At 68.6% G+C, this 22,488-nt stretch carries 23 protein-coding genes; all 23 read right to left on the bottom strand.

What is annotated here, in order from left to right; translation table 11 throughout:
• Positions 1-53 precede the first annotated feature (53 nt).
• The 23 genes from H3005_RS04385 to cydB all read right to left on the bottom strand — a co-directional run bounded on the left by H3005_RS04385 (position 54) and on the right by cydB (position 22,487).
• Positions 54-3,392, bottom strand: coding sequence for an ankyrin repeat domain-containing protein (locus H3005_RS04385; protein ID WP_191077618.1), 3,339 nt, complete (start codon positions 3,390-3,392; stop codon positions 54-56).
• Positions 3,385-3,645 (bottom strand): YcgL domain-containing protein, encoded by a 261-nt coding sequence (locus H3005_RS04380; protein ID WP_165378427.1) that lies wholly within the window; start codon positions 3,643-3,645, stop codon positions 3,385-3,387. The genes H3005_RS04385 and H3005_RS04380 overlap by 8 nt, the downstream gene beginning before the upstream one ends.
• Before the next feature lie 149 nt (positions 3,646-3,794).
• A complete protein-coding gene (locus H3005_RS04375; RefSeq protein WP_191077617.1) occupies positions 3,795-4,295 on the bottom strand; it encodes a hypothetical protein in 501 nt (166 codons plus the stop codon).
• A gap of 55 nt (positions 4,296-4,350) precedes the next feature.
• Positions 4,351-4,791: a hypothetical protein gene (locus H3005_RS04370; RefSeq protein ID WP_025877987.1), complete on the bottom strand. Its 441-nt coding sequence runs from the start codon at positions 4,789-4,791 to the stop codon at positions 4,351-4,353.
• Between the two features lie 37 nt (positions 4,792-4,828).
• Positions 4,829-6,067: a beta-ketoacyl-ACP synthase gene (locus tag H3005_RS04365; RefSeq protein ID WP_025877989.1), complete on the bottom strand. Its 1,239-nt coding sequence runs from the start codon at positions 6,065-6,067 to the stop codon at positions 4,829-4,831.
• Positions 6,067-6,798 carry a 3-ketoacyl-ACP reductase FabG2 gene (locus H3005_RS04360; RefSeq protein WP_191077616.1) on the bottom strand — a complete coding sequence of 244 codons (732 nt, stop codon included), beginning with the start codon at positions 6,796-6,798 and terminating at the stop codon, positions 6,067-6,069. The genes H3005_RS04365 and H3005_RS04360 overlap by 1 nt, the downstream gene beginning before the upstream one ends.
• Positions 6,795-7,253, bottom strand: a complete 459-nt coding sequence (locus H3005_RS04355; protein ID WP_191077615.1) for a hotdog family protein — start codon at positions 7,251-7,253, stop codon at positions 6,795-6,797. Before H3005_RS04355 ends, H3005_RS04360 begins: the two co-directional genes overlap by 4 nt.
• Complete coding sequence (locus H3005_RS04350; protein ID WP_191077614.1) at positions 7,250-8,437, bottom strand: beta-ketoacyl-[acyl-carrier-protein] synthase family protein; 1,188 nt, start codon at positions 8,435-8,437, stop codon at positions 7,250-7,252. The genes H3005_RS04355 and H3005_RS04350 overlap by 4 nt, the downstream gene beginning before the upstream one ends.
• Positions 8,434-8,988: a DUF3261 domain-containing protein gene (locus tag H3005_RS04345; protein WP_100553985.1), complete on the bottom strand. Its 555-nt coding sequence runs from the start codon at positions 8,986-8,988 to the stop codon at positions 8,434-8,436. The genes H3005_RS04350 and H3005_RS04345 overlap by 4 nt, the downstream gene beginning before the upstream one ends.
• Positions 8,976-10,250 (bottom strand): NAD(P)/FAD-dependent oxidoreductase, encoded by a 1,275-nt coding sequence (locus H3005_RS04340; RefSeq protein WP_100553986.1) that lies wholly within the window; start codon positions 10,248-10,250, stop codon positions 8,976-8,978. The genes H3005_RS04345 and H3005_RS04340 overlap by 13 nt, the downstream gene beginning before the upstream one ends.
• A 62-nt stretch (positions 10,251-10,312) precedes the next feature.
• Complete coding sequence (locus tag H3005_RS04335) at positions 10,313-12,658, bottom strand: MMPL family transporter (RefSeq protein ID WP_191077613.1); 2,346 nt, start codon at positions 12,656-12,658, stop codon at positions 10,313-10,315.
• Positions 12,651-13,280, bottom strand: coding sequence for an outer membrane lipoprotein carrier protein LolA (locus H3005_RS04330; RefSeq protein ID WP_100553988.1), 630 nt, complete (start codon positions 13,278-13,280; stop codon positions 12,651-12,653). Before H3005_RS04330 ends, H3005_RS04335 begins: the two co-directional genes overlap by 8 nt.
• Positions 13,277-13,708, bottom strand: coding sequence for an acyl-CoA thioesterase (locus tag H3005_RS04325; RefSeq protein WP_100553989.1), 432 nt, complete (start codon positions 13,706-13,708; stop codon positions 13,277-13,279). The genes H3005_RS04330 and H3005_RS04325 overlap by 4 nt, the downstream gene beginning before the upstream one ends.
• The gene (locus tag H3005_RS04320; protein WP_100553990.1) at positions 13,695-15,245 is read right to left on the bottom strand and encodes an aromatic amino acid ammonia-lyase; all 1,551 of its coding nucleotides are present in this window, start codon (positions 15,243-15,245) and stop codon (positions 13,695-13,697) included. Before H3005_RS04320 ends, H3005_RS04325 begins: the two co-directional genes overlap by 14 nt.
• Complete coding sequence (locus H3005_RS04315) at positions 15,235-16,176, bottom strand: acyltransferase (protein ID WP_100553991.1); 942 nt, start codon at positions 16,174-16,176, stop codon at positions 15,235-15,237. The genes H3005_RS04320 and H3005_RS04315 overlap by 11 nt, the downstream gene beginning before the upstream one ends.
• Before the next feature lies 1 nt (position 16,177).
• Positions 16,178-16,948: a glycosyltransferase family 2 protein gene (locus tag H3005_RS04310; protein WP_100553992.1), complete on the bottom strand. Its 771-nt coding sequence runs from the start codon at positions 16,946-16,948 to the stop codon at positions 16,178-16,180.
• The gene (locus H3005_RS04305; protein WP_100553993.1) at positions 16,938-18,623 is read right to left on the bottom strand and encodes an AMP-binding protein; all 1,686 of its coding nucleotides are present in this window, start codon (positions 18,621-18,623) and stop codon (positions 16,938-16,940) included. Before H3005_RS04305 ends, H3005_RS04310 begins: the two co-directional genes overlap by 11 nt.
• Positions 18,616-19,167, bottom strand: coding sequence for a hypothetical protein (locus tag H3005_RS04300; protein WP_089238175.1), 552 nt, complete (start codon positions 19,165-19,167; stop codon positions 18,616-18,618). Before H3005_RS04300 ends, H3005_RS04305 begins: the two co-directional genes overlap by 8 nt.
• A 22-nt stretch (positions 19,168-19,189) precedes the next feature.
• Entirely contained in the window at positions 19,190-19,447 is a 258-nt protein-coding gene (locus H3005_RS04295) for an acyl carrier protein (RefSeq protein ID WP_025878014.1), read from the bottom strand.
• Between the two features lie 16 nt (positions 19,448-19,463).
• Positions 19,464-19,721 (bottom strand): phosphopantetheine-binding protein, encoded by a 258-nt coding sequence (locus H3005_RS04290; protein ID WP_005411610.1) that lies wholly within the window; start codon positions 19,719-19,721, stop codon positions 19,464-19,466.
• Entirely contained in the window at positions 19,708-20,505 is a 798-nt protein-coding gene (locus H3005_RS04285; RefSeq protein WP_100553994.1) for a lysophospholipid acyltransferase family protein, read from the bottom strand. Before H3005_RS04285 ends, H3005_RS04290 begins: the two co-directional genes overlap by 14 nt.
• Entirely contained in the window at positions 20,498-21,244 is a 747-nt protein-coding gene (locus H3005_RS04280; RefSeq protein ID WP_100553995.1) for a beta-ketoacyl synthase chain length factor, read from the bottom strand. Before H3005_RS04280 ends, H3005_RS04285 begins: the two co-directional genes overlap by 8 nt.
• 229 nt (positions 21,245-21,473) lie before the next feature.
• Positions 21,474-22,487 carry a cytochrome d ubiquinol oxidase subunit II gene (gene cydB, locus H3005_RS04275; RefSeq protein ID WP_100462007.1) on the bottom strand — a complete coding sequence of 338 codons (1,014 nt, stop codon included), beginning with the start codon at positions 22,485-22,487 and terminating at the stop codon, positions 21,474-21,476.
• Position 22,488 lies beyond the last annotated feature (1 nt).

Here is a 22,488-nt window from a genome sequence, read left to right as displayed (position 1 = left end):
CTGAAAGCATCCTGCCGACCAACGGTCGGCACCCACCCTATGGAGTGCGACCTTCAGCCGTTGTCGCGCAGGAACCTGGCCATCGACGATACGCCCGGCACGCGCGGCTCGAACTCGGCGGCGACGTCGATGAAGCCGCGCATCACCGCGATCTCGCGCGGGCTGCGGTTCAAGCCATCGCGCGCTTCCGGATCGGCACCGGCGCGCAGCAGGCGCTGCACCAGCAGCGGCAACCCGTGCAGGGCGGCCAGGTGCAACGGACCGAAGCCACGCGGATCGCGCACATCCAGGCTCACGTCTTCATCCAGCAGGCGCTCGACAGCGGCCATCACCACCTGCTCGTCGCAGGCGGTGCCCGGTTCGGCGCGCGCGCCCATCAGCAGCAGCAGCGGCGTGACCGCACCGGCAGCGGCCTGGTCCGGCTCTGCACCGGCCAGCAGCAGGGTATCGAGCAGCGCCAGCAGGCGCGAACGGTCGCGCGCACTGAAGCCATACAGGGCTGCGCAGTGCAGCGGCGCCAGCTGCTGGGCATCGCCGGCATGCACGTCGGCACCGGCGGTGAGCAGGCGCGCCACGATGTCCGGCAGGCCCAGCGCCGAGGCCAGCATCAGCACGGTGACCCCGCCTGGCAGGCGGTGTTCGAGCTGCGCCCCGGCATCGAGCAGGGCTGAGACGATATCGACCTGGCGCATGCTGACCGCCGCCGACAACGGCGTCGCACCACTGGCAGCGGCATGCTGCGGATCAGCACCGCGCGCCAGCAGCAGGTCGACCACGGCCAGATGGCCACCGCCGGCAGCACGCAGCAGCGCGGTGCAGCCCTGCGCGTCGACGGCGTCGATGGCAAAGCCCAGATCATTCAAACGACGCACGGCATCGACATCACCGGCCATCGCGGCGGCCGGCAGATCGCCTTCGCGCAGGGTCCTGCGCGGCAGCGGCCAGACCCGCCAGTCCAGCCAATCAGCCAGATCGCGACGACCGATCGACAGCGCCACGCCCAGCGGCGTCTGCCCGTCGGCAGCACGCGCTTCGGGCGAGGCGCCGTGCTGCACCAGCAGCTTCAGGGCGCTTTCGCGCGCCAGTGCGGTGGCCAGATGCAAGGCGGTCATGCCATGGCTGTCGCGTGCTTCGCGGTCCACGCCAGTGGCAAGCAGCGCCTGCTGCAGGCGCAGCCAGCCCAGACGCACGGCCAGTGACAGCGGCGGATCACCGGCCGGCGAGGCAGCAAACGGATCGGCGCCGCGTTCCAGCAGCTCCAGCGCCAGCTGTTCCAGGCCACGCGCCGCCTGGTCGTGCTGCGCACAGGCGGCCAGGAAACGCGCCAGGCCACCACGGCCGGCCGGCGACAGGCCATGCTGCAGCATCACCTGCAGGGCCGGCACGGCATCGATGCCACGCGACAGCAGCGCGAACATCGGTGTATCGGCACAGGCGTCACGCACGTACGGATCGGCACCGTGGGCGAGCAGCCAGTCGACCGCGCGCGGCTCCAGCGCCAGCTCCGGATCGAGCAGCAGACCACCCAGTTCTTCCGGCTGGCACAGCCTGGCCAGTGCGGCCATGCCATCGGTATTGCCGAACCCCAGCGCCTCGCGCAGCAGGGTCAGCGGCGGGCGATCGGGCAGCAGACCGCTGGCACTGGCCGTCTCACCGCGCTCGGTCAGGCCATCGCTGACGGCGGCAGGCAACGGGTAAGACGGATCCAGCAGGGCGACGATCGCCCAGCGACCGGCTTCGGCGGCGTAGTCCACCGCGCGTCGGCCGGCCGGATCGCTGCCATCGGCGGCGATGCCCAGTTCCAGCAGGCGCTTGATCAACAGCGGCGAAACGTCCTCGGCCATCGTTGCCAGCAGCACCGCGTTGCGGCCATCGGTGTCGACTGCAACCAGGTCGGGCTTGTGCGGCAGCAGGTGCTCGACCACGGCCGCGCGACCGGCACGTGCAGCTTCCAGCCACGGGGTACGGCCGAGCGCATCGCGCGCTTCCAGGTTGGCACCGGCGGCAAGCAGCACGCCGATGATGTCCACGTGGCCAGCCAATGCCGCTTCGTGCAGCGCGCTGCGGCGCTGGCGGTCACGTGCGTCGGCACGTGCCTTGTGCTTCAGCAGCAGCTGCACGCCGGCCGGATCATCGTCTTCGGTAGCGGCCGCGGCCAGCAGCACCGGGGTGCCGTCAGCCGGTTCGCTGCGGGCGCCGCGCTCCAGCAGGAAGCGCGCCAGGCGCCAGTTGCCGACCTGGCAGGCCACCGCCAACGGCGACCAGCCATCACGGTTCAGTGCGTCGACTTCAGCGGCCGCGTCACGCAGCAGCGCAGCCACGCCCGGGTCGGAACTGCGCGCGGCATGGTGCAGGGGCGTATTGCCCTCACTGTCGGTGGCGCGCGAATCGGCACCGTTGGCCAGCAGGGTCATCACCGCTTCCGGCCGCCCATGCCAGCTGTCGCGGGTCGCGGCCAGCAGCGGGGTCATGCCGCGATGCGGCGCGTTCACATCGACGCCGCGGCCGATCAGCTCACGCAGCAGGCGCAGGTCCGGCAGGACGGCGGCGAGCACTGCCAAGCTGCGCTGGTCGCGCCAGTTCGGGTCAGGCAGGGAATACGGATCGGCGCCGGCCTGCAGCAGTTGCAGCGCACGATCGATGCGGCCGTGGCGCGCGGCTTCGTACAGGGCCGGGGTCAGCTCCTGCGGCGCCAGAGCTTCCAGCGGCGTGGTGTCCACGACCGCGCTGAACAGCGTTTCGCGATCGACTGGCAGTTCCGCGCCAAGCGGGCTGCGCAGCGAGACCAGCGGCGCCGGTGCAATGCGCTGCAGCAGCAGGTGCAGCAGCGGCGACAGCAGCAGCACCGCCAGTGCCGACGGCCAACGTGCGCTTTCCGGCAGCAGGTCCGGCCAGGTCGGCAGTACCACCAGTGCCGCCAGGGCCATCACCAGTGCTGCCGCGCCAAGGCCACGCCAGGCGCTGAGGTCACGACCGGCCAACGCCTGCCAATGTTGGGCCAGGCCACCATCGAGACGCTCGACATCGTTCCACAGCGGCCAGGTGCGCCAGGCCGCCAGCAGGCCGGCGCTGACCAGCACGCTCAGGCCCAGCACCGCGGCAAGACTGCCGCTGTCGCGCAGCGCGGCCAGTGGCCAGGCCAGCAGCAGGGCCAGCAGCAACGGCGCTGCGGTCCACAGTGCCAGCAGCGCCGGCAGGTCCTGGCGGGCGATCACCTTCGGCGGCAGCAGCGTGCGGCTGCGTCGCCACCACGAGATTCCCAGTGCGAACGCCGGTTGCGCCAGGGCCGCCAGTACCGCACCGGGCAGGCCACCCAGCGCAGAACCCAGCGCCAGCAAGGCACCGAGGGTGAAGGCCAGCGACAGGGCGCGGGATCGGGAAAGCTCAGTCATAGTGGCGCAGCATCATGCTGCTCACCGACGGTGGCACCTGCAGGTAGAACCCGCGCTCGGTCAGTTCGCTGCGCACCTTGGCCGGGTCGGCCTGGGCCAGCCGGCGCTGCGCGTCCAGGGTCACTTCCAGCACGAAGACGAGCGCACCCAACGACGCGGACAGCGGCGCAGGCAAAGCGCTGAAGTCATCGCGTCGGGCGAGATAGACGTAGGTGTCCGGCTTGAGTTGGCTTTTATAGACGTAGGCGTGCATGTCCACGGGACGATAACCCGGGAAGAGCCGTGATTGTGTCGGAAAGCCGACACCGGGGAAAGCCGTCACGCGACGATGGCGGCGCGATCGACGGCGTTTCCCCGGTGAGGTTCAGCAATGTGGCGACGCCGTTCAGCCAGCGGGCACGCTCAGTTGGCCGCCACGTCTTCGGTCATCAGCGGATCCAGGGTGGGTTGTTCGAGCCAGCGCGCCACATCGCCGCCCAGCGCTTCGGCGATCAGCTTCAGCGTGGTGCAGGCGCGGAAGGTGAAGGGCCGGCTGGTGGTGCGCTTGAAGCTGAAATTGCCGACCACGCGGCCGTCCTCCTTCAGTTCGCCATAGATGCGGCCCCACTTCGGCCCGGAGATGGCACCGCCACCGGCGGCATGGGCCTTGGTCACCACGATGTCCAGGCGCCTGCTCTCGCTGCCATCCAGCGGCGCGGCCACGACCCTGCCGGCCGCATGGCGCACGATGCTGTCGCTGAGATAGCTGCCGAACCGGCATTCGCTGCGGATCAGTTCGCCGCCCACGTCGGTGCGGTAGGGAATATCGGCCGCGATGCGGATGGGTGCATCCGCGGCCTGGGCCTGCAGTGCAGGCGCGCACGCAAAAGCCGCTGCCAAGGCAGCGGCAGTCATCACTTTCATGCTGTTCCCCCTGTGGAACGTTGCCCCGGCACCCGGTGCCGGGGGCAGCGATGGCTTACTTGACCTTGGCGTAGGTGCCCTTCAAGGCCACGCCGGCGACAAAGGTGCCGGCCCAGCACTCGTAGTTGGTCGCGCTCTTGAATTCGTTCTTCTTGTAGTAGCTGACGATGTCGACCACGGCGTTGGCGCCGCGCGACTTGGCACCGTCCTGCAGGGCCAGCAGCGCCGACAGGGCCACCCAGTTGCAGGCCTCGACGTCGCTCTTGTTGGCGGCGTTGGTCTTCTTGTTGGTCACGTCTTCGCCCAGGCGCTGCTGCACGCTGACCGGCTGGCCGGCCAGGTAGAAGCGCACGCTGCCGTCGATGCCGGCATCTTTGGCGGCCTGCGAACTGATCAGTTCGCGCAGGGACTGCTCAACGCGGGTATCGCGCGCCGAAGCGGTGGAAGTCAGGGCCAGCAGCGCGGTGGCAGTGGCGATCAGCAGAGTGCGGCGCATCGGAACGTCTCCTTGTTGAGGTGCGGGTACGGCGGGATCACGCGCTCCAGCGACGGAACACCAGCGAGGTGTTGATGCCGCCGAAGGCGAAGTTGTTGCTCATCACGTACTCGGCCTGCAGCTCGCGGCCTTGCCCGGTGATGAAGTCGAGCTGGCCGCAGCGCGGGTCCACCTCGACCAGGTTCAGGGTGGGCGCGAACCAGCCGGCGCGCATCATCTCGATGCTCATCCAGGCTTCGAACGCACCGCAACCGCCCAGCATGTGGCCGACGTAGCTCTTCAACGAGCTGATCGGCACGCGGCTGCCGAACACCTGGGCGGTGGCCTGGGTCTCGGCGATGTCGCCGTGGTCGGTGGCGGTGCCGTGGGCGTTCACGTAGTCGATCTGCGCCGGCTGCAGGCCGGCGTCTTCCAGCGCCAGGCGCATGGCCTGGGCCATGGTGTCGGCGCTGGGCTGGGTGACGTGCTGGCCGTCGCTGTTGGTGCCGTAGCCCACGATCTCGGCAAGGATGGTCGCGCCGCGTGCCTGCGCGTGCTCCAGATCCTCCAGGATCAGCGTGCAGGCACCCTCGCCCAGCACCAGGCCGTCACGGCCGGCATCGAACGGGCGCGGAGTGGTGTGCGGTGCATCGTTGCGCGTGCTGGTGGCGAACAGGGTGTCGAACACGGCCGCGGCGGTGGCGTCGAGCTGCTCGGCGCCACCGGCCACCATCACCGTCTGCTTGCCGCTGCGGATCGCTTCGTAGCCCGCGCCCACGCCCTGGCTGCCCGACGTACAGGCACTGGAGGTGGTGTAGACACGCCCGGACAAGCCGAAGAACACGCCGATGTTGACCGGCGCGGTGTGGCTCATCATCTTCAGGTAGGTGGTGGCGCTGATGCCGTCGGTGGTGAACTCATGCAGCATGCGGCCGAATTCGCCGGTGGCCTCGTGGCTGCCCGACGATGAGCCGTAGGCCACGCCGGTACGGCCGCTGCGCAGCACCGGGTGCTCGAACAGGCCTGCCTCACGCAGGGCGACCTCGGTGGCGCGCACCGACATGATCGCGACCTTGCCCATCGAGCGGGTGGTCTTGCGGTTGTAGTTCGGCGGCAGCTCGTAGTCCTGCGCCGGCGCGGCAAGCTTGGTGTTCAGGCCCGCATATACATCCCATTCCGGCATCGAACGCACCGCGTTGCGGCAGCTGCGCAGATGGGCCTGGATGGTCGGCCAGTCGTGGCCGAGCGGACTGATGGCGGCGGCACCGGTGACCACCACGCGACGATCGGCGGCCATCAGATCATCCCTCCATTGACCGAGATCACCTGGCGGGTGATGTAGCCGGCCGGCTCGGACAGCAGGAACGCGACCGTCGCCGCCACTTCCTCGGGACGGCCGACGCGGCCGGCCGGGATCAGCTTCAATGCGTGTTCGACCACTTCTTCGTTGAGCATGTCGGTCTCGATCAGGCCAGGGGCCACGCAGTTGACGGTGATCTGGCGGCTGGCCAGTTCCAGCGCCAATGCCTTGCTGGCACCGATGATGCCGGCCTTGGCCGCACTGTAATTGACCTGGCCACGGTTGCCGGCCACGCCGGACACCGAGGACAGGGTGACGATGCGGCCGGGCTTGCGCCGCCGCACCATCGGCATGATCAGCGGATGCAGCACGTTGTAGAAGCCGTCCAGATTGGTGTGGATCACCTGGTCCCAGTCGTCCTCGGACAGTGCCGGGAAGGCGCCATCACGGGCGATGCCGGCATTGCACACCACGCCGTAATAGGCGCCATGTGCCTCCACGTCCGCTTCCAGCGCGGCACGCGCGGCGGCACGGTCGGCCACGTCGAAGGCCAGCACGCGGGCCTGCTGGCCCAGTGCCCGGATCTCGTCAGCCACTGCCTGTGCTTCTTCCACACGGCTGCGGCAATGCACCACCACGTCGAAGCCATCGCGCGCGATACGCAGCGCAATGGCCCGGCCGATGCCCCGGCTCGCGCCGGTCACCAGCACGCTTCGATTCCCTGTCATGCCTGTCCACTCTCCAGATAGGCCATCGAGTCGGCCGGTTCGAACACCGACACGTTGGCAACCGCCCATTCTTCTTCGCCTGCCAGGATGCGGCAGGCGAACATCCCTAATCCATTGTCGCCCAACAGTTCGCAACGCGCCTGTACCTGCAGGCGGGTGCCGCTGGGGAAACTGCTGCGCGTGCTGGCATAGCGCCGGCTGCCGAGCAGGAAGCCCAGCTGCGGCGGGTTGCCGGCCGTGCGCGCACGGCAGCCGGCCCAGGCGGCGATGGCCTGGGCCATGTATTCGATGCCGACCCATGCCGGAACAGCGCCGTCTTCGATGAACAGGCCGGCCTCGGGCACCACCAGTTCCGCTTCGATGCCGTCCTGGTCCCAGCGCAGGATGCGGTCCAGCAGGCACATGTCCTGGCGGTGCGGCACCACTTCTTCGATGGCATACAACGGCATGTTCATCGGCGCTCCAGTGCCAGCACGGCATTGCTGCCGCCGAAGGCGAACGAATTGCTCAGCACCCGCCGCGGCAGCTGCGGCAGGAAGGTCGCCGGGGCGACCAGCGGCAACGCCGGCAGCGCCGGATCGGCCACGCCGTCCCACCAGTGCGGCGGCAGTTGCTGCTGCGGATTCTCGGCCAGCAGGATCCAGCACAGCGCCGCTTCGATCGCACCGGACGCACCCAGCGTGTGGCCGGTCAGTGGTTTGGTCGAGCTGGCGGGCACATCGGTGCCCAGTACCTGCGCCACGGCGTGGCTTTCCATCGCATCGTTGTGGCCGGTCGCAGTGCCATGCAGGTTCACATAATCCACTTCAGAAGCTGCCCAGCCAGCACGCTGCAACGCCTGCTGCAGGGCATCGATGGCGCCCAGACCCTGCGGGTCCGGTGCGGACATATGGTGCGCGTCGGCTGACTCACCCCAACCGGCCAGGCTGACCGGACCGGGTTCGCGGGTCAGCAGGAACAGCGCGGCGCCCTCGCCGATGTTGATCCCGCAGCGATGCTGCGAGAACGGATTGCAGCGCACGGCGGAGACCGATTCGAGCGCGCTGAATCCGGCGACGGTGAACCGGCACAGGGAATCGGCACCACCGGCGATGACCGCATCGACGATGCCCGAACGTAGCATGCGCGCAGCCGACATCAACGCCTTGGCGCTGGACGAACAGGCCGTGGACAGCGTCCAGGCTGGGCCCAGCGCGCCACTGCGCTCGCGCACGAACTGCGCGGCGGTACCCATTTCCTGCTGCGCGTAGTCGAAGCCTTCGGGCCAATGGCCGTGCTCGGCGCGGGTACGCAGTGCCTGTTCGGATTCACCGATGCCCGAGGTACTGGTGCCCAGCACCACGGCCACGCGCTCGGCGCCGTAACGGCTGATGGCATCGGCAACGGCCGGCGCGATCTGCGCCAGGGCCACGTCCAGCAGCGCGTTGTTGCGGCCACGCAGGGACACCGGCAGTGCTTCCAGCGTCGGCAAGGGGCTGTGCACTTCGCCCAGCGCCAGGGTGCGACCTGGCAGCAGGGTGGCGTTGTCGCTCAGCCCGCCAGGCGCATCGGCAAACAGCGCAGCCGCCACCGCGGCGCGGCCGTCACCCAACGCGCAGACCACGCCGAGGTCGTTGAGGAAAATGGGCGCGCTCTTCATTGCTGGCCGGCCATGTCGATCGATTCGATGCGCAGGGTGTAGCCCTCGGCGCGGTTGTCCAGTTGCACGCTGCCATCGGCCAGGCGCTGCAGTTGCAGCCACACGGTGCCGTCGCGCGACAGACTGCGCAGGCGGCCGTCATCGCTCACCTGCCAGCCGGCCGGCAGCGCGGCGGCAATGGCGTCGGTCGGCCACAGTGCGAACTGCAGGTCGTCCAGCACGCGTTCGGCGCGCACCTGTGGCGGCAGCCACGGTGCACGCTGCTGGGTCAGCTGCTGGCCATCCCACTGCAGGCGCACGCCGGTCTGGCCCATCGCCTGCACGGCCAGCCGCACCTGCTGCGCGTCAGCCTCCAGCAGCGCGTCCAGATCACGCTCGTGGCTGCCGAAGCGGAAGTGCAGCTGCTGCTGCAGGGCCAACGGCGCCGGCAGGCTGGACGGTGCCAGCCGCAACGGCGGCAGTTCGACCAGCGGCCGCGGCATGCGGCTGGCACAGGCGGCCAGCAGCAGGCACAGCAGGACCGCAGAAAGGCGGACGATCAGGCGCTGCACAGTTCCTCCAGCACACGCATGCGGCGGCCGCTGTCGTCGGCCACATACGGATTGTTGGTGTCCCAGGCGTAGCCGGCCAGGATGGAGCTGATCATGTCGCGCACCTGCGGCTGCTGGTCGGGGTGGTAGATGATCTTCTGGAAGCCGCCCTGGTACCAGCTTTCGACGAAGCGGCGGAAGGTTTTCACGCCGGCACGCAGCGGAATCGAGAAGTCGTTTTCCCAGTCAACGGTCTCGCCCGCGTAGCGGCGCTTCAGGCATTCGCTGGCCAGTTGCGCGGATTTGAACGCGATGGTGACGCCGGAGGAGAACACCGGATCGAGGAACTCGCCGGCGTTGCCCAGCAGCGCATAGCCCGGGCCCCACAGCGAGCTGACGTTGGCCGAATAGCCGGTGATGCGGCGTACCGGCAGCACTGCCCATTCGGCGTTGGCCAGCAGCGAGGTCAGGTTCGGATCTTCGCCGACGATGGCCTGCAGCTTCTGCAGATCGTCGCCTTCGTAGCGCTCGAAGAATGACGGCTCGGCAACCACACCCAGCGAGCAGCAGCCGTTGGAGAACGGGATCGTCCAGTACCAGACGTCGATGTGCTCGGGATGGGTGGTGATCAGGATCTTGTTGCGGTCGAAATCCGCTTCGGCCGGGATGTTGTCGCGCACGTGGCAGAAGATCGCGCCACGCACCGGGAAATTGGACGGCGATTCCAGGTCGAGCAGGCGCGGCAGCAGCCGCGCGAAGCCGGACGCGTCGAGGATGAAATCTGCTTCGATGCGGTACTCGCTGCCATCCGGGCGGCGCACGTTCACCACCGGCTGTTCGCCCGGCTCGACTGCCAGCACTTCATCGCCGAAACGCAGGGTCGCGCCCATGCGCTCGGCGCCGCGCGCCAGCACGTTGTCGAAGTCGGCGCGCTGCACCTGGTAGGTAGTGCCCCAGCCCGGCGAGAACTTCTTCCTGAAGTCGAACGCGGTGCGTGCTTCCCCGTGCACGAAGGCTGCGCCGTTCTTGTACTGGAAGCCCGCCTCGACCACGTCCTGCAGTAGACCCGCCGCCTCGATGTATTCCATGCTCTGCGGCAGCAGGCTCTCGCCGATGGAAAAGCGCGGGAACTGCTGGCGTTCCAGCATCAGCACCTTGCGGCCCTGCTGGCGCAGCATCGCCGCGGCCACCGAACCGGCCGGGCCGGCACCGATGATCAGGATTTCGGTACGTTCCACGTCTTCGTGGCTGGAAGAATCAGCGGCATCCACAGCAGTAGTCATCGGTGCGTCCTTGTTGCTCGATCAGGTGGAAAAGCGGAGGAATCGGAATGAAGCGTGTCCGCTCAGGCCGGCGGAACATCATGCGGTGGCGGCCGGAACAGCGGCGAGATCAGCCAGACCAGGCCGATGCCGAACAGCAGGGTGAGCCCGAACGCGCGCAGCGCCGGCGTCTGCGAAAGACCCAGCAGGCCGAACGACAGCCAGGTGCTGGCCGCACCCACGCACACCGCCAGCCAGGCACTGGCGTCGCCGCGGTGCTCGATCAGGAAGATGCCGTAGTCGATGCCCATGCCCAGCAGCAGCATCAGTGCCAGCACATTGAACAGCTGCAGCGGCTGGCCGAACAGGCCAAGCAGGCCCAGGGTGAGCGCACCGGCCACCAGGGTGGGGGCGAATACGCGCCAGGCCTGCCGCCGATAACGCAGCCACAGGGCGCCGAACACCAGCGCGATGCCGACCAGCAGCAGGCCGCCCATCAGCTTGCGGTAATGGCCCAGCAGCTGCGAGAAATCAGCGGTGCGGTCGACCCAGCGCACGCCGTCCAGGCCTTCGGCAGCGCCACGCAGGGTGGCCAGCGCATCGGCACGCGACAGGTCATCGACCATCACCACGCTGATCATCTGCCCGCCTACGTTGCCCACCCACAGGTGGCGGAACGGCTGCGACGCCGGCGAAGCGAGGAAGGCCTCTGCGCTCAGCGGCGCCGCCGCGAATGCAGGGCGCTGCAAGGGCTCGCCCACCGCTTCGCCTACGGCGGCCAGTACACCCGGTTCCACCCGGGCGGTCAGCGCCGCATCGGCCTGCTGCCGCGCAGGCGACGGCAGCCAGTCGCTGATCGCGCGGTAACCGCCGATGCGCTTGTCGCTGGTCAGTTCACGCAGGCGCGTGGTCAGCGCTTCTTCGCGCTGCAGCAGTTGTGCGGCATCGCTGCCCTGCACCAGGTAGAACTGCGCCGGGCTGGGCATGCCCAGCAGCTGGCTGAGGCGGATCTGCTGGGCCATCAGCGCCGGTGGCGACGACTGCAGGCTGCGCAGGTCGTCATTGCTCTGCAGGCGGGCGATGCCGATGGCCGACACCAGTGCGGCCATGCCGAGGAAGATCGCCACCGGGCGACGCCCGTGCAGGCGCGGGAAGCGCTCCAGCGTATTGCCCAGCCACTGCGCGAAGCGGGTGGTACGGATCTCGCCACCGTCCAGCCACGGGAACCAGAAGATCACCGTGAGGAAGGCAGCGGCCAGACCGACCACCGAGAACAGCGCCATCTGCCGCAGGCCGGGGAACGGCGCCAGGCCCAACGCCAGGTACGCCAGCGCGCTGGTCAGCAGGGCAAGCCACAGCCCCGGCAACAGATGCCGCAGCAGCTTCCAGCGGCGGTCGGCCGGCTCGGCCTGGCGCGAAGCAAACCAGTGGATGCCGTAGTCCTCGGCCACGCCAACCAGCGAAGCACCGAACACCAGGGTCAGCACATGCACCTTGTCGAACACCAGCACGGTCACCGCCAGCGCCACACCACAGCCGATCAGCAGCGAGGCGGCAACCAGCAGGATCGGCCGCAGCGAGCGGAATGCCAGCCACACCAGCAGCAGCACCGCCGCCAGCGAACCCCAGCCGATGGTGTTGATTTCCTGATTGGCCTGCACCGCGGCTGCTTCGGCATGCAGCGGCACGCCGGCATGCAGGATCTCCAGGTCCGGCGCAGCGGCCTTGGCCACCTCTCCGGCGCGTTCGAGCAGGCCATCGAGATGGCGCTCGCCATCCAGCCTGAAGGCCGAGCCCGGTGTATCGAACTGCAGTGCCGCCCAGTGCTTGCCCTCGGCCTCCAGCAGACCGTCATCGCCCAGGCGCAGACCGGAGCCCTGGGCCTGCTGCTGCCACCACTGCGGCCACAGCGACAGCGGATCCTGCCGCCACTCGGTCAGGTGCGGCGCGCCCATCGGTCCGTACAGCGCACCCAGCGCCTGTTCGGCCAGCGCAGCGGGTTCGGCCTGCTGCAGCTGCTCGCGCTGGGCCGGGGTCAGCAGGCGGTCGCGGTATGGTGCGTAGAACGCACGCGCGTCATCGAACCAGCCTTCGATCGAACCACTGGGCACCAGCAGCGCGCTGTCGGCATCACTGGCCATTGCCGCAGCGAACGCCGCCTGCGCGCGCTTGGCAGCGGCACCGTCGGCGCTGCCGAGCAGCACCACCACCTGCCGCGAACTGCCATCGGCGATGCGCCGGGTGACGTCGCTGAGCAGGCGGTCATGCGCGTCCTGCGGCAGCAGGGCGAGGATGTCGGTATCGATCCGTGATTCCTGGCTCCACAGGCGCCACTGCTGCGCGCCCAGCACCAGCAACAGCAGCAGCCAGGCGATGCCCAGCCAGTGCCACCAGCGACGCAGGCGATCCGGCGCGGCGCTGTCACTCAAAGCGGCGCGCCTCGTCGGCGTTCAACGTGGCCGGCGCTTCGCTCAGCGCAGTGAACTGGATGCGGGTGCGATCCTGGTTGGCTTCGACGATCTCGACCACGCGCACGTAACGGTCGCCCTGCAGGGTCAGCGACTGGAAGGCCTTGGCCAGCATCGCCGACTTCGGCGTCAGCTTCAGTCGCCAGCCCTGCCCTTCACGCGTGGCCTCGACATTGAACTGGCTGGACAGTGCCTGCACGTCGCCGCTCATCAACGCGAACATGATCGCGTTGACCGAGCGCATCGCCGGCTGCTGGCGCGCGTCCAGTTCGACGCGGGTGCTGCCATCGCGCTGGCGGCTGAGGATGCGGTCGGCGGTGACCACCACCTCGGACGGGAACGGCTTGAGCGTGGACCAGATCACCCCATGCTTGCGCGCGACCACGAACTGGCCCTGCGAGCGCAGCGGGTTCTTGAAGCCGCTGACCTGCTTTTCCTGAGTGAACTGCCCGCGCAGCACGTCCGGTCGGGCGACGGCCTGGGTGATGGCATCGACGGTGGGATCAGCTGCCTGCAGCAGCGGCGCGGCAACCAGCAGCAGCGCGCACAGCAGCACGCGCGGAAGACGAAGGGATCGGATCACGGGGCAGGCACTCCAAGACGCTGCCACAGCACCGGCGGGCACTGGTACAGCATTTCCTTGCTGGCCGCGTCGACCGCGACCTGGATGGTCATCGCGCGGGTCAGCACCTGGCCGCTTTCCGCATCGAGGATCTCATATTCGATCTTCAGCCGGTTCTCCCACTCGACGATGCGCGAGCGCACGCGCAGCGCCTGGTTGAACAGCAACGGCCGCACGTACTTCACCCGTGCGTCGACCACCGGCCACAGGTAGCCCGATTCGAGCATCTGCGGATAGTCGTAGTCGTAGCGCTTCAGCAACGCACAACGGGCGATCTCGAAGTACTTGAAGTAGTTGCCATGCCAGACCACGTTCATCGGATCGCAGTCATGAAATGCGGGGGCCAGCTCGATTTCGCCGACCAGTTCGTTGCCTTCATTCACCGACATACAGCTCCCAGCGTTGCGCGCGGATCTCCACCAGGAGTTCCCGCAGTTCGCGATCCAGCGCGCGGTCCTCTTCGACCAGGGCGATGCGCTGCCCCAGGTCGGCGTACATGTCGGCCAGACTGCCATGCAGCTGCGCGTTCATGCCAACCCGTTCGCGCAGCGCCAGCCCCTGGCGGGCGGCGATCAGCATGGCCGCCACCACCTGTTCAGTCAGCTCGATCACGCGCAGGCAGTCGCGCGCGGCGATGGTGCCCATGCTGACCTTGTCCTGGTTGTGGCATTCAGTGGAGCGCGAGAACACCGAAGCCGGCATGGTCTGCTTCAGTGCCTCCGCCGTCCACGCCGAAACGCTGATCTGCAGCGCCTTCAGGCCATGGTTGATCGCCGCACGCGGGCCGCTGGCCGCCGACAGGTTGGCCGGCAGGCCATGGTTGTAGCGGGCATCGACCACCAGCGCCAGCTGCCGGTCAAGCAGGTCGGCGATGTTGGCCACGGTGTTCTTCAGCGTGTCCATCGCCAGCGCGATGTGACCGCCGTAGAAGTGGCCGCCGTGCAGGATGCGCTCGCCGTCGGCATCGATCAGCGGGTTGTCGTTGGCGCTGTTCAGCTCGGTTTCGATCAGCTGGCGCAGGAACGGCAGGGTGTCTTCCAGCACCCCGATCACGTGCGGCGCGCAGCGCAGCGAGTAGCGGTCCTGCAGGCGTTGCTCGTTGCGCGGCGGGCGCTCGCTGTGCAGGTCGCTGCGCAGGCGCGCGGCAATGCGCGACTGCCCCGGGTGCGGCTTGGCGGCGAACAGGGTTTCATCGAAGTGGTGCGCGTTGCCGTCGCTGGACAGCACGTTGAACGCGGTCAGGCGCGTCGCCATGCGTGCCAGATAATCGGCGCGCTGCCAGGCCAGGCAGGCCAGGCCGGTCATCACCGCCGTGCCGTTCATGATCGCCAGGCCTTCCTTCGGCCGCAGCTTCAGCGGGGTCATGCCGATCTTCGCCAGCACATCGGCAGCCGGCTGCACGCGGCCGTCGTGCAGCACCTCGCGTTCACCGCACAGCACGGCTGCCACGTACGACAGCGGGGTCAGGTCACCACTGGCACCCACCGAGCCTTCAGCGGGAATCAACGGCAGCACATCGTGCTGCAGCAGCGTGGCCAGGCCTTCCAGCAACGGCACGCTGACACCGGACATGCCACGCACCAGCGAGGCCAGGCGCGCAGCCAGCACGGCGCGGGTCTCGGCCGGGTCCAGGTAACGGCCCAGGCCACAGCCATGGTAGGTGTACAGGTGGTGCGGCAGCTCGGCGACCAGTGCCGGCGGAATGTTCACCGTGCACGAATCGCCGTAGCCGGTGGTCACGCCATAGATCACGCCATCCTCGCGCAGCAGGCGGTCGAGGAAGTCGGCACCACGCTGGATATGGGCGCGGAATGCCGGCACATCGCTCAGCGCGGCCTCGCACGTGCGCTGGGCCAGGGCGACCACGTCTTCGATGGTCAGCGGTGCATCGCCGAAACGGCACACGGGTACGGCGTCAATCGTCATGAGGAGCCTGATCCCAGAAGGGGAAGAAATTGAACCAGTCCAACGGGGACTGGATGACCTGGAGTTCCAGCCAGTGCGCCAAGCGCTGCGCCTGTTCGGCCAGTGCGGCATCGCGCGAACCGCGCGGCAGCACCACACGCTCGGCGAACTGTTCGAAGGCCACGCGATAGCCGTCGCCCTGGTGCAGGCACGACATCGTGTAGACCGGGCAGCCCAGCGCTGCCGCCAGCACGTAGGCGCCGATCGGGAACGGCGCACGGTGGCCGAGGAAATCGGCCATCACACTGCGCCCGCCCTGCACCGGCACGCGGTCGCCGACGATGGCCACGAAACCACCGGAGGCAACCTTTTCGGCGAGCATCACAGCCGTGGCCGGGCCCATTTCGGTGACCTGCACCAGCTCCACCGCAGCCAGCGGGTCCAGCCGCTGCAGCAGGCGGTTGAAGCGCTGCGCGTGCGCGGTGTGGACCAGCACGGTGATGCGGAACCCCGGCACCTGCTCGGCCAGCACCTGGCACAACTCCAGGCAGCCGATGTGCGCGGTCAGGATCAGGCCGCCTTCGCGGCGTGCGATCTTGCCCAGCACCAGATCGCGCTGCAGGTGAATGCGTTCGGGCGGATAGCGGCCGCCGAGGCCGAGAATCTTGTCCAGCATCGTGTCGGCGAAGCTGAAGAAGTGGCGCAGGCTGTCGCGCCGGGTCGGCGCATGGCCCAGCGCGCCGGTATGCGCCTGCAACCGCTGCAGGTACTGCATCGAGGCCTGGCGACCGACGCGGTTGCCGAGCCAATGGCAGGCCACCACCGGCCATACGCACAGGCGGAACGGCCAGCGCCCGAACCAGCGATGCACCCAGCACAGGAACAGCACGCCGGCCACCGAGGTGGACTCGCCGATATCGGCCCAGTGCGTGGCGTTCTGCGCGCGGCTCATCTCAGCCCTGCCCCTGCAGCCGGCGCCACAGCAGGCGCGGCGCACGCCAGAGCATGCCGAAGAACAGCCGGGTATGCATGCGGCTGATGCGCACGTTGTCGCGCCACACATCGAAATGCGAAACCCCGTCGGCGGGATAGGTCACGCGCGTGGCCAGGTGCTCGACCGGTACCTGCCGCCAGTAGAGGCGGACCATCACTTCGGTGTCGAAATCCATGCGCCGGCCGATGGTCTCTTCGCCGATCAGGCGCAGCACCGGCGGCAGCGGATACACGCGGAATCCACACATGGTGTCGCGCAGGTGCAGCGACAGCGTGTTGATCCACACCCAGATGTGGGTGGCGTAGCGACCGTACAGGCGCGCCTTCGGCACGCTGGCATCGTAGGCAGGAATGCCGCAGATCACCGCGTCCGGGCGCGCGCGTGCGGCATCGATGAAGCGCGGCAGGTCGCCGGTATCGTGCTGGCCGTCGGCGTCGATCTGCAGCACGTGGGTGTAGCCGCGACGCCGCGCTTCGGCGAAACCGGCCAGCATCGCACCACCCTTGCCCTGGTTCACGTCCAGCCGCAGCAGGTCGACGCCCGATCGCTGTGCCAGTTCCCGCAGCACCCGCGCGCAGGAGGACTGCGAGCCATCGTCGACCAGCAGGCAGGGCAGGCCCGCGGCCTGCACGCCGTCGACCACCGCGCCGATGGCATGTTCGTGGTCGTACACGGGAATGACCACCAGCGGCGCGAACGCGCCGCCAGCGGTGGCCGGCTCAATGCGCATCGGCGAAGACCACCCTGCCGCTGGCGTGCACGCCATGCACGGAGGTATAGCGGAAGGTCAGCACACCGCGTTCGGCGTCCCACTGCAGTTGCAGGGTCAGCTCGTCGCCGGGGCGGGCCACGCGCTGGAACTTCACTGCATCCATGCGCTGGAATCCGGTCGGCAGCACGAAGGCCTGGCGCCCGAAGCGCACCGCCCAGTCCAGCTGGGCCACGCCGGGCAGGATCGCCGCCTGCGGGAAGTGGCCCTGGAACGCGCGCAGCGCGGGGTCCAGCTTCATCCGCAGGGTGGCCTCCGCCTCTTCGCGACAGTCCCAGACCGGCACCGGCATCAGCGGCTGGAACAGCGCGACCAGCGCCGCCTGGGTGACCTTGCCCTGCGCATTGATCGGCAGCGATTCGACCAGGCGCCAGCGGCGCGGCCGGGTGACCGCGTCGTGGCCCTGCGCCAGCCGCGTGCCCAGCCGTTGCCCCAGCGCACGCCGTGCGCTGTCACCGGCACGTGCCAGCGCCGGATCGGCCGGCACCACCACGGCCGCCAGCTGCTCGCGCTGGCCCTGCAGGACCAGCACGCGCACGTCGTCGACTTCTGGATCCTCGCGCAGCGCGCGCTCCAGTGCGTCCAGCGAAACGCGACGTTCTTCGATCTTGACGATGCGGTCGGCGCGGCCCAGCAAGCGGAAGCGGCCATCGGCCAGTGCTTCCACGCGATCCTGGGTGCGCCACCAGTCCGACGTCTCCAGGTGCGGCGAAGCGACTGCGAGGCAGTCCTCCTCGATCCGCCACTGCACGCCCGGCAACGGCTGCCACGGCGGCGCATCGGTGTCCCAGCGCCGCCAAGCGATGCCACCGGTTTCACTGCTGCCATAAACCTCGGTGGGCGCCACGCCCAACCACTGGCGGACCTGGCGCGCTGCGTCCTCCGGCAGCGGGCCGCCGGAGGAAAACACAGCGCGTAGGCGACCGTGCAGGCTGGCCCAGTCGAGCTGCTCGGGCAGGCGCTTGAGATGGGCCGGGGTGGCGACCAGCACCGTATCGGTACCGGCCAGCGCGCCCACCAGGTCTTCGTGGAAGAAGCGCCGGGGCTGGATTGCGCGACCGGCCGCCAGCGGCCACAGCACGCGGAACAGCAGGCCATAGATATGCTGGTGGGACACGGTGCCATGCACCTGGGCGCCGTCCAGCTGGGCGCCGAAGGCAGCCTGCAGCGCATCGACCTCGCGCGCCAGCTGGTCCAGCCGCTTGCTGATCGCGCTGGGCTGGCCGGTGCTGCCGGAGGTAAACACGCACAGTTCGCAGGCGCGCTCGTCCAACGGCTCCAGCGGCGCATCGTCGGCGACGGCGGTCGCCTGCAACGGCTGGTAATCGGCCGACAGGTCACCTGCAAAACCACTCACCTGCGGCTGCAGCGCCTGCAATGTCGCGGGCAGGTTGTCGGCGGCCAGGAACACCCGCTTGCCGGCATGCCAGGCACCGAACAACGCTGCAGCGAAGGCCACGGTGTCATCGAAGTAGAGCGCCCAGTCACGGCCCTCGGCAGTGCTGAAAGCGTCACGCCAGGCCAGTACGCACAGGCGGAAGCCGACGTGGTCGACCGCAATGCCATCGCAGACACCGATGTCGCGGCCGGGCTGCGCCGTGATCAGCAGCCGATCCAGGTCGATCCAGTCAGCCATGCGCGTGCGCTGCCTTGACCCGACGCCGTACCAGCCATTCGCCCCCGAACAACAATCCCATCATCACGTACGCCAACAATCCGTTGTAGAGCATCCAGACCCGGTCCGACGCATACAGCGCGGTGAGCAGGGCGAGACCACCATTGAGAACGAAAAAGCCGCACCACACCTGGGTGACGCGACGGGTATAGATCACCGCGAACGGTGGCAGGTCCGGCTCCTGCAGGCGCGCCAGGCGTTCCACCAGGGGCGGACCGAAGCGCAGGCTGGTGGCGAACACCGTCAACATCACCACGTTCACCAGCGCCGGATACAGCTTCAGCGGCAGCGCCTGGTTGAGCACGGTGGCCAGCCCGGCCAGCAGGCCCGCGCCGGCGGCAGCGGCCCACCACAAGGGTTGCCGGGTGCTCAGCGCGCGCAGCAGGGCCAGCGCAAACAGCAGCAGCGCCAGCCAGCGCGGCTCGAAGCGGCCCATCGCCGCGTAGACCAGCACCGGATAGGCAAGCGAAATCGCTGCCACCACGACCATGCGTGCCCGTGCCATGGTCGCGGCGTCCGTGCTGCTGTCAGGCAGCGGCCTGACCGGGCAGCAGGCCATGCACGACATCAACGATGTCCTGCACGGTGCGCACGGCCTTGAACGCTTCAGGCTGCAGGTTGCGGCCGAGCAGCGGCTTGAGCTGCACGATCAGGTCCACGGCATCGATGCTGTCGATGTCCAGGTCGTCGTACAGGCGCGACTCCGGGCTGATCCGCGCCGGCTCGATCTCGAAGCTGTCGGTCAGGATGCGGACGATGCGCTCGAACAATTCATTCTTGGTCATGGCAGTTCCTGGCGCCTTACGACTGACGGGCGGCGACGAACTCGCCGAGCGCGCGCACGCTGGAGAAATGGCGACGGGTTTCTTCCGAGTCGGCCGAGAGGCTGACACCGTACTTCTTCTGCAGCGCCAGGCCCAGTTCCAGCGCATCGATCGAGTCCAGGCCGAGGCCTTCCACGAACAGCGGCGCGGTCGGATCGATGTCCTCCGGGGTGATGTCCTCCAGCGAAAGCGAGGAAATGATCAATTCCTTGATCTCGTGCTCAAGTGCTTGCACGGGTCGGATCTCCAGACAGGTCGAAATAACGAGTGAGGTGGTCGGTGACGCGACGGGCCGCCAGGGCATCCCCCCTTGGCGAGTCATCTTCGGCCAGAAACGGCGCGATCGGGATATCTTCGCCGATCTGCAGCCGAACGTGAAAACGACGTGAGGGCACACGATACCACTTCTGGCCCTTGGTCAACGTCGGCGGGGTGCAGGTGATGCGCACCGGGGTGATGTCCAGGCGCCCGCGCACGGCGATGTTGGCGGCGCCGCGCTGCAGCCGCAGCGGCTGCCCGGGCACGCTGCGGGTGCCCTCCGGGAAGATGACCAGGGTGCCGCCGGCATGCACGGCCGCCGCGCAGTCATCGACCAGGCCAGCGCCGTCATCATTGGAGATGTAGCCCGCCGCGCGCACCGGGCCGCGCATGAACGGGTTGCAGGCCACCGCCCGCTTGACCACGCAGTCGGCGTTGGGCAGCAGGGCGATCAGGCAGACCACGTCGATCAGGGTCGGATGGTTGGCCAGCACCAGCAGGCCGTCGCGCTGCAGGCGCTCGCGCCCTTCGACCTGCAGGGTCATCACCCCCAGCCGGCACATCAGCCACACGTGGCTGGCGAAGGCGCGCTGGACCAGCCGGCGGGCCCGGCGACGACGCGCGACCGGGTCGCGCATCAACAGCAGCACCGGCATCACCAGCACGCCCAGCAGTAGCCCGCCTACGCCGAACGCAGCAAAGCTGAAGCCGGTGCCGAACACCCGCCAGGCATGATCGAGGCGGCGCAGCGCTTCAGCCACGGCGGCGCCAGGACCAACGCTGGCCTTGGGTCACATGCTGCAGCAGCGGATCCCCGGCCAGCAGGAAGCGGTGCAGGTCCAGCGCATGCGGCAACAGGCCCGGCGCGGTCGGATCGACGTCGTCGGCGACCTGCCAGGAAAGCGAAAGATCGGTGGCACCGGCGGTGCCGACGGGTGCCAGACGCCAGCACCAGGCAAAGAACGGGTCGGGTTCGTCGGCGAATTCGGCGTAAACGTCGGGCAATGGGGACTCATAGACCACGATCCGCACTTCGCGTGCACCATCACCGAGCAGGCCGACGGCCTCCAGGCACGCCGCTTCCACCGTCGACTGGCCGGCAGACAACGCAAGGTAGTTGCCACGGTGGCCGCGGGCGATCGAGTACAGCGCGGCGATGGCGTTGTGCACCGACAGGCCGAAGCCGGTGGGTGACAGCGGCTGATCGGCCACCAGCGAGCCCAGCAGGTCCATCGAACGGGCGACATCGCCATGGCGGCTGGCGAACACCAGCGGCACCTGGCTGTCAGCGCCCTGCCCGTCCTCGCACCAGCACGCCGCCTGGATCGCCATGCGGCCCAGGCGCTCGATACGGCGGCGCTGCATGGCCGGAATCTCGGCCAGCGCCGGCGTGTCCTCGCCCTGCGGCAGGAACGGCGACCCGGCCCAGCCCATCCATTGGCTACGCTCGGTCAGGCCAGGCGCCCAGGCGGCCCAGTCGACAACGGAAAATTCGATCATTACCGGTGATGTTTCGATGGGCGAACGAGAGTCTCGAGCCATTACGGCGACACGCGGCTGCCCCCCATTCCTGCAGCCATGCATCCGTCCAGGACGTCGCCGGCTGCCCCCCTGGCTGCCGGAAAGGAGCGCACGCTAGCACGTCCGACACAGGGATGACATGTTTCACAAAACACAACGGGGAGCGGTCAGTGACCGCGCCCCGCGTGGACTGAACCAGCGAACGGATTCAGTGGTAGCCGGCGTCGGCGCGCACCTTGCCGCGGAACACCCGGTACGACCACGCCGTGTAGCCCAGGATCACCGGCAACAGCAGCACCAGCCCGACCAGGGTGAAGCTGAGCGAAGAGGCCGGCGCGGCGGCCTGCCACAGCGTCATCGACGGCGGCAGCAGGTACGGCCACATGCCCAGCACCAGGCCAGCGAAGCCGAGCACGAACAAGGCCAGGCTGAGCAGGAACGGCGGCAGGTCGCGACGCGGATGGGTGGCACTGCGCCACAGCGCGATGGCCACCGCCAGGGTCAGCAGCGGCACCGGCGACAGCCACCAGAAGTTGCCGTCGCTGAACCAACGGTCCATCAGCCGCGACTGCAGGAACGGCAGCCAGCTGCTGACCAGGCCCATCGCCGCGATCACCGCCACCACCAGCGGGCGGGTCATCTGCCGGGCCAGCGCCTGCACGCGCCCTTCGGTCTTCAGGATCAGCCAGGTGCTGCCCAGCAATGCGTAGCCGGCCACCAACGCGGCACCGGTCAGCATGGCGAACGGGCTGAACCAGCCGAACGCACCGCCCTGGTACACGCCATCGACCAGCGGCAGGCCCTGCACCAGCGTGCCGAGGATCACACCCTGGGCAAAGGTGGCCAGCAGCGAGCCGAGGCCGAACGCCACGCTCCACAGCCGCCGCGAACGGTGCGCCTTGAAGCGGAACTCGAAGGCCACGCCACGGAACACCAGTGCCACCACCAGCAGCAGCACCGGCAGGTACAGCGCCGACAGCAGCACCGCGTAGGCCTTCGGGAACGCCGCCATCAGGCCGGCGCCGCCGAGCACCAGCCAGGTCTCGTTGCCGTCCCAGATCGGCGCGGCGGTGTTCATCATCAGGTCCAGCTGTTCCTCGTCCTCGGCGAATGGCGCGAGGATGCCGATGCCGAGCACGAAGCCGTCCAGCACCACGTACATCAGCACGCCGAAGCCGATCACTGCGAACCATGCCACCGGCAGCCAGGTCATCAGGTCCATG

Source organism: Stenotrophomonas sp. Br8 (assembly GCF_014763005.1).
Lineage (GTDB): Bacteria > Pseudomonadota > Gammaproteobacteria > Xanthomonadales > Xanthomonadaceae > Stenotrophomonas > Stenotrophomonas lactitubi.
This window is presented reverse-complemented; position numbering and strand designations above follow the sequence as displayed.

Excerpts from the sequence above, each read along its gene's own strand:
- H3005_RS04385 (WP_191077618.1), bottom strand. The coding sequence starts at position 3,392 with ATGACTGAGCTTTCCCGATCCCGCGCCCTGTCGCTGGCCTTCACCCTC.
- H3005_RS04380 (WP_165378427.1), bottom strand. The coding sequence starts at position 3,645 with ATGCACGCCTACGTCTATAAAAGCCAACTCAAGCCGGACACCTACGTC.
- H3005_RS04375 (WP_191077617.1), bottom strand. The coding sequence starts at position 4,295 with ATGAAAGTGATGACTGCCGCTGCCTTGGCAGCGGCTTTTGCGTGCGCG.
- H3005_RS04370 (WP_025877987.1), bottom strand. The coding sequence starts at position 4,791 with ATGCGCCGCACTCTGCTGATCGCCACTGCCACCGCGCTGCTGGCCCTG.
- H3005_RS04365 (WP_025877989.1), bottom strand. The coding sequence starts at position 6,067 with ATGGCCGCCGATCGTCGCGTGGTGGTCACCGGTGCCGCCGCCATCAGT.
- H3005_RS04360 (WP_191077616.1), bottom strand. The coding sequence starts at position 6,798 with ATGACAGGGAATCGAAGCGTGCTGGTGACCGGCGCGAGCCGGGGCATC.
- H3005_RS04355 (WP_191077615.1), bottom strand. The coding sequence starts at position 7,253 with ATGAACATGCCGTTGTATGCCATCGAAGAAGTGGTGCCGCACCGCCAG.
- H3005_RS04350 (WP_191077614.1), bottom strand. The coding sequence starts at position 8,437 with ATGAAGAGCGCGCCCATTTTCCTCAACGACCTCGGCGTGGTCTGCGCG.
- H3005_RS04340 (WP_100553986.1), bottom strand. The coding sequence starts at position 10,250 with ATGACTACTGCTGTGGATGCCGCTGATTCTTCCAGCCACGAAGACGTG.
- H3005_RS04325 (WP_100553989.1), bottom strand. The coding sequence starts at position 13,708 with ATGTCGGTGAATGAAGGCAACGAACTGGTCGGCGAAATCGAGCTGGCC.
- H3005_RS04320 (WP_100553990.1), bottom strand. The coding sequence starts at position 15,245 with ATGACGATTGACGCCGTACCCGTGTGCCGTTTCGGCGATGCACCGCTG.
- H3005_RS04315 (WP_100553991.1), bottom strand. The coding sequence starts at position 16,176 with ATGAGCCGCGCGCAGAACGCCACGCACTGGGCCGATATCGGCGAGTCC.
- H3005_RS04310 (WP_100553992.1), bottom strand. The coding sequence starts at position 16,948 with ATGCGCATTGAGCCGGCCACCGCTGGCGGCGCGTTCGCGCCGCTGGTG.
- H3005_RS04305 (WP_100553993.1), bottom strand. The coding sequence starts at position 18,623 with ATGGCTGACTGGATCGACCTGGATCGGCTGCTGATCACGGCGCAGCCC.
- H3005_RS04300 (WP_089238175.1), bottom strand. The coding sequence starts at position 19,167 with ATGGCACGGGCACGCATGGTCGTGGTGGCAGCGATTTCGCTTGCCTAT.
- H3005_RS04295 (WP_025878014.1), bottom strand. The coding sequence starts at position 19,447 with ATGACCAAGAATGAATTGTTCGAGCGCATCGTCCGCATCCTGACCGAC.
- H3005_RS04280 (WP_100553995.1), bottom strand. The coding sequence starts at position 21,244 with ATGATCGAATTTTCCGTTGTCGACTGGGCCGCCTGGGCGCCTGGCCTG.
- cydB (WP_100462007.1), bottom strand. The coding sequence starts at position 22,487 with ATGGACCTGATGACCTGGCTGCCGGTGGCATGGTTCGCAGTGATCGGC.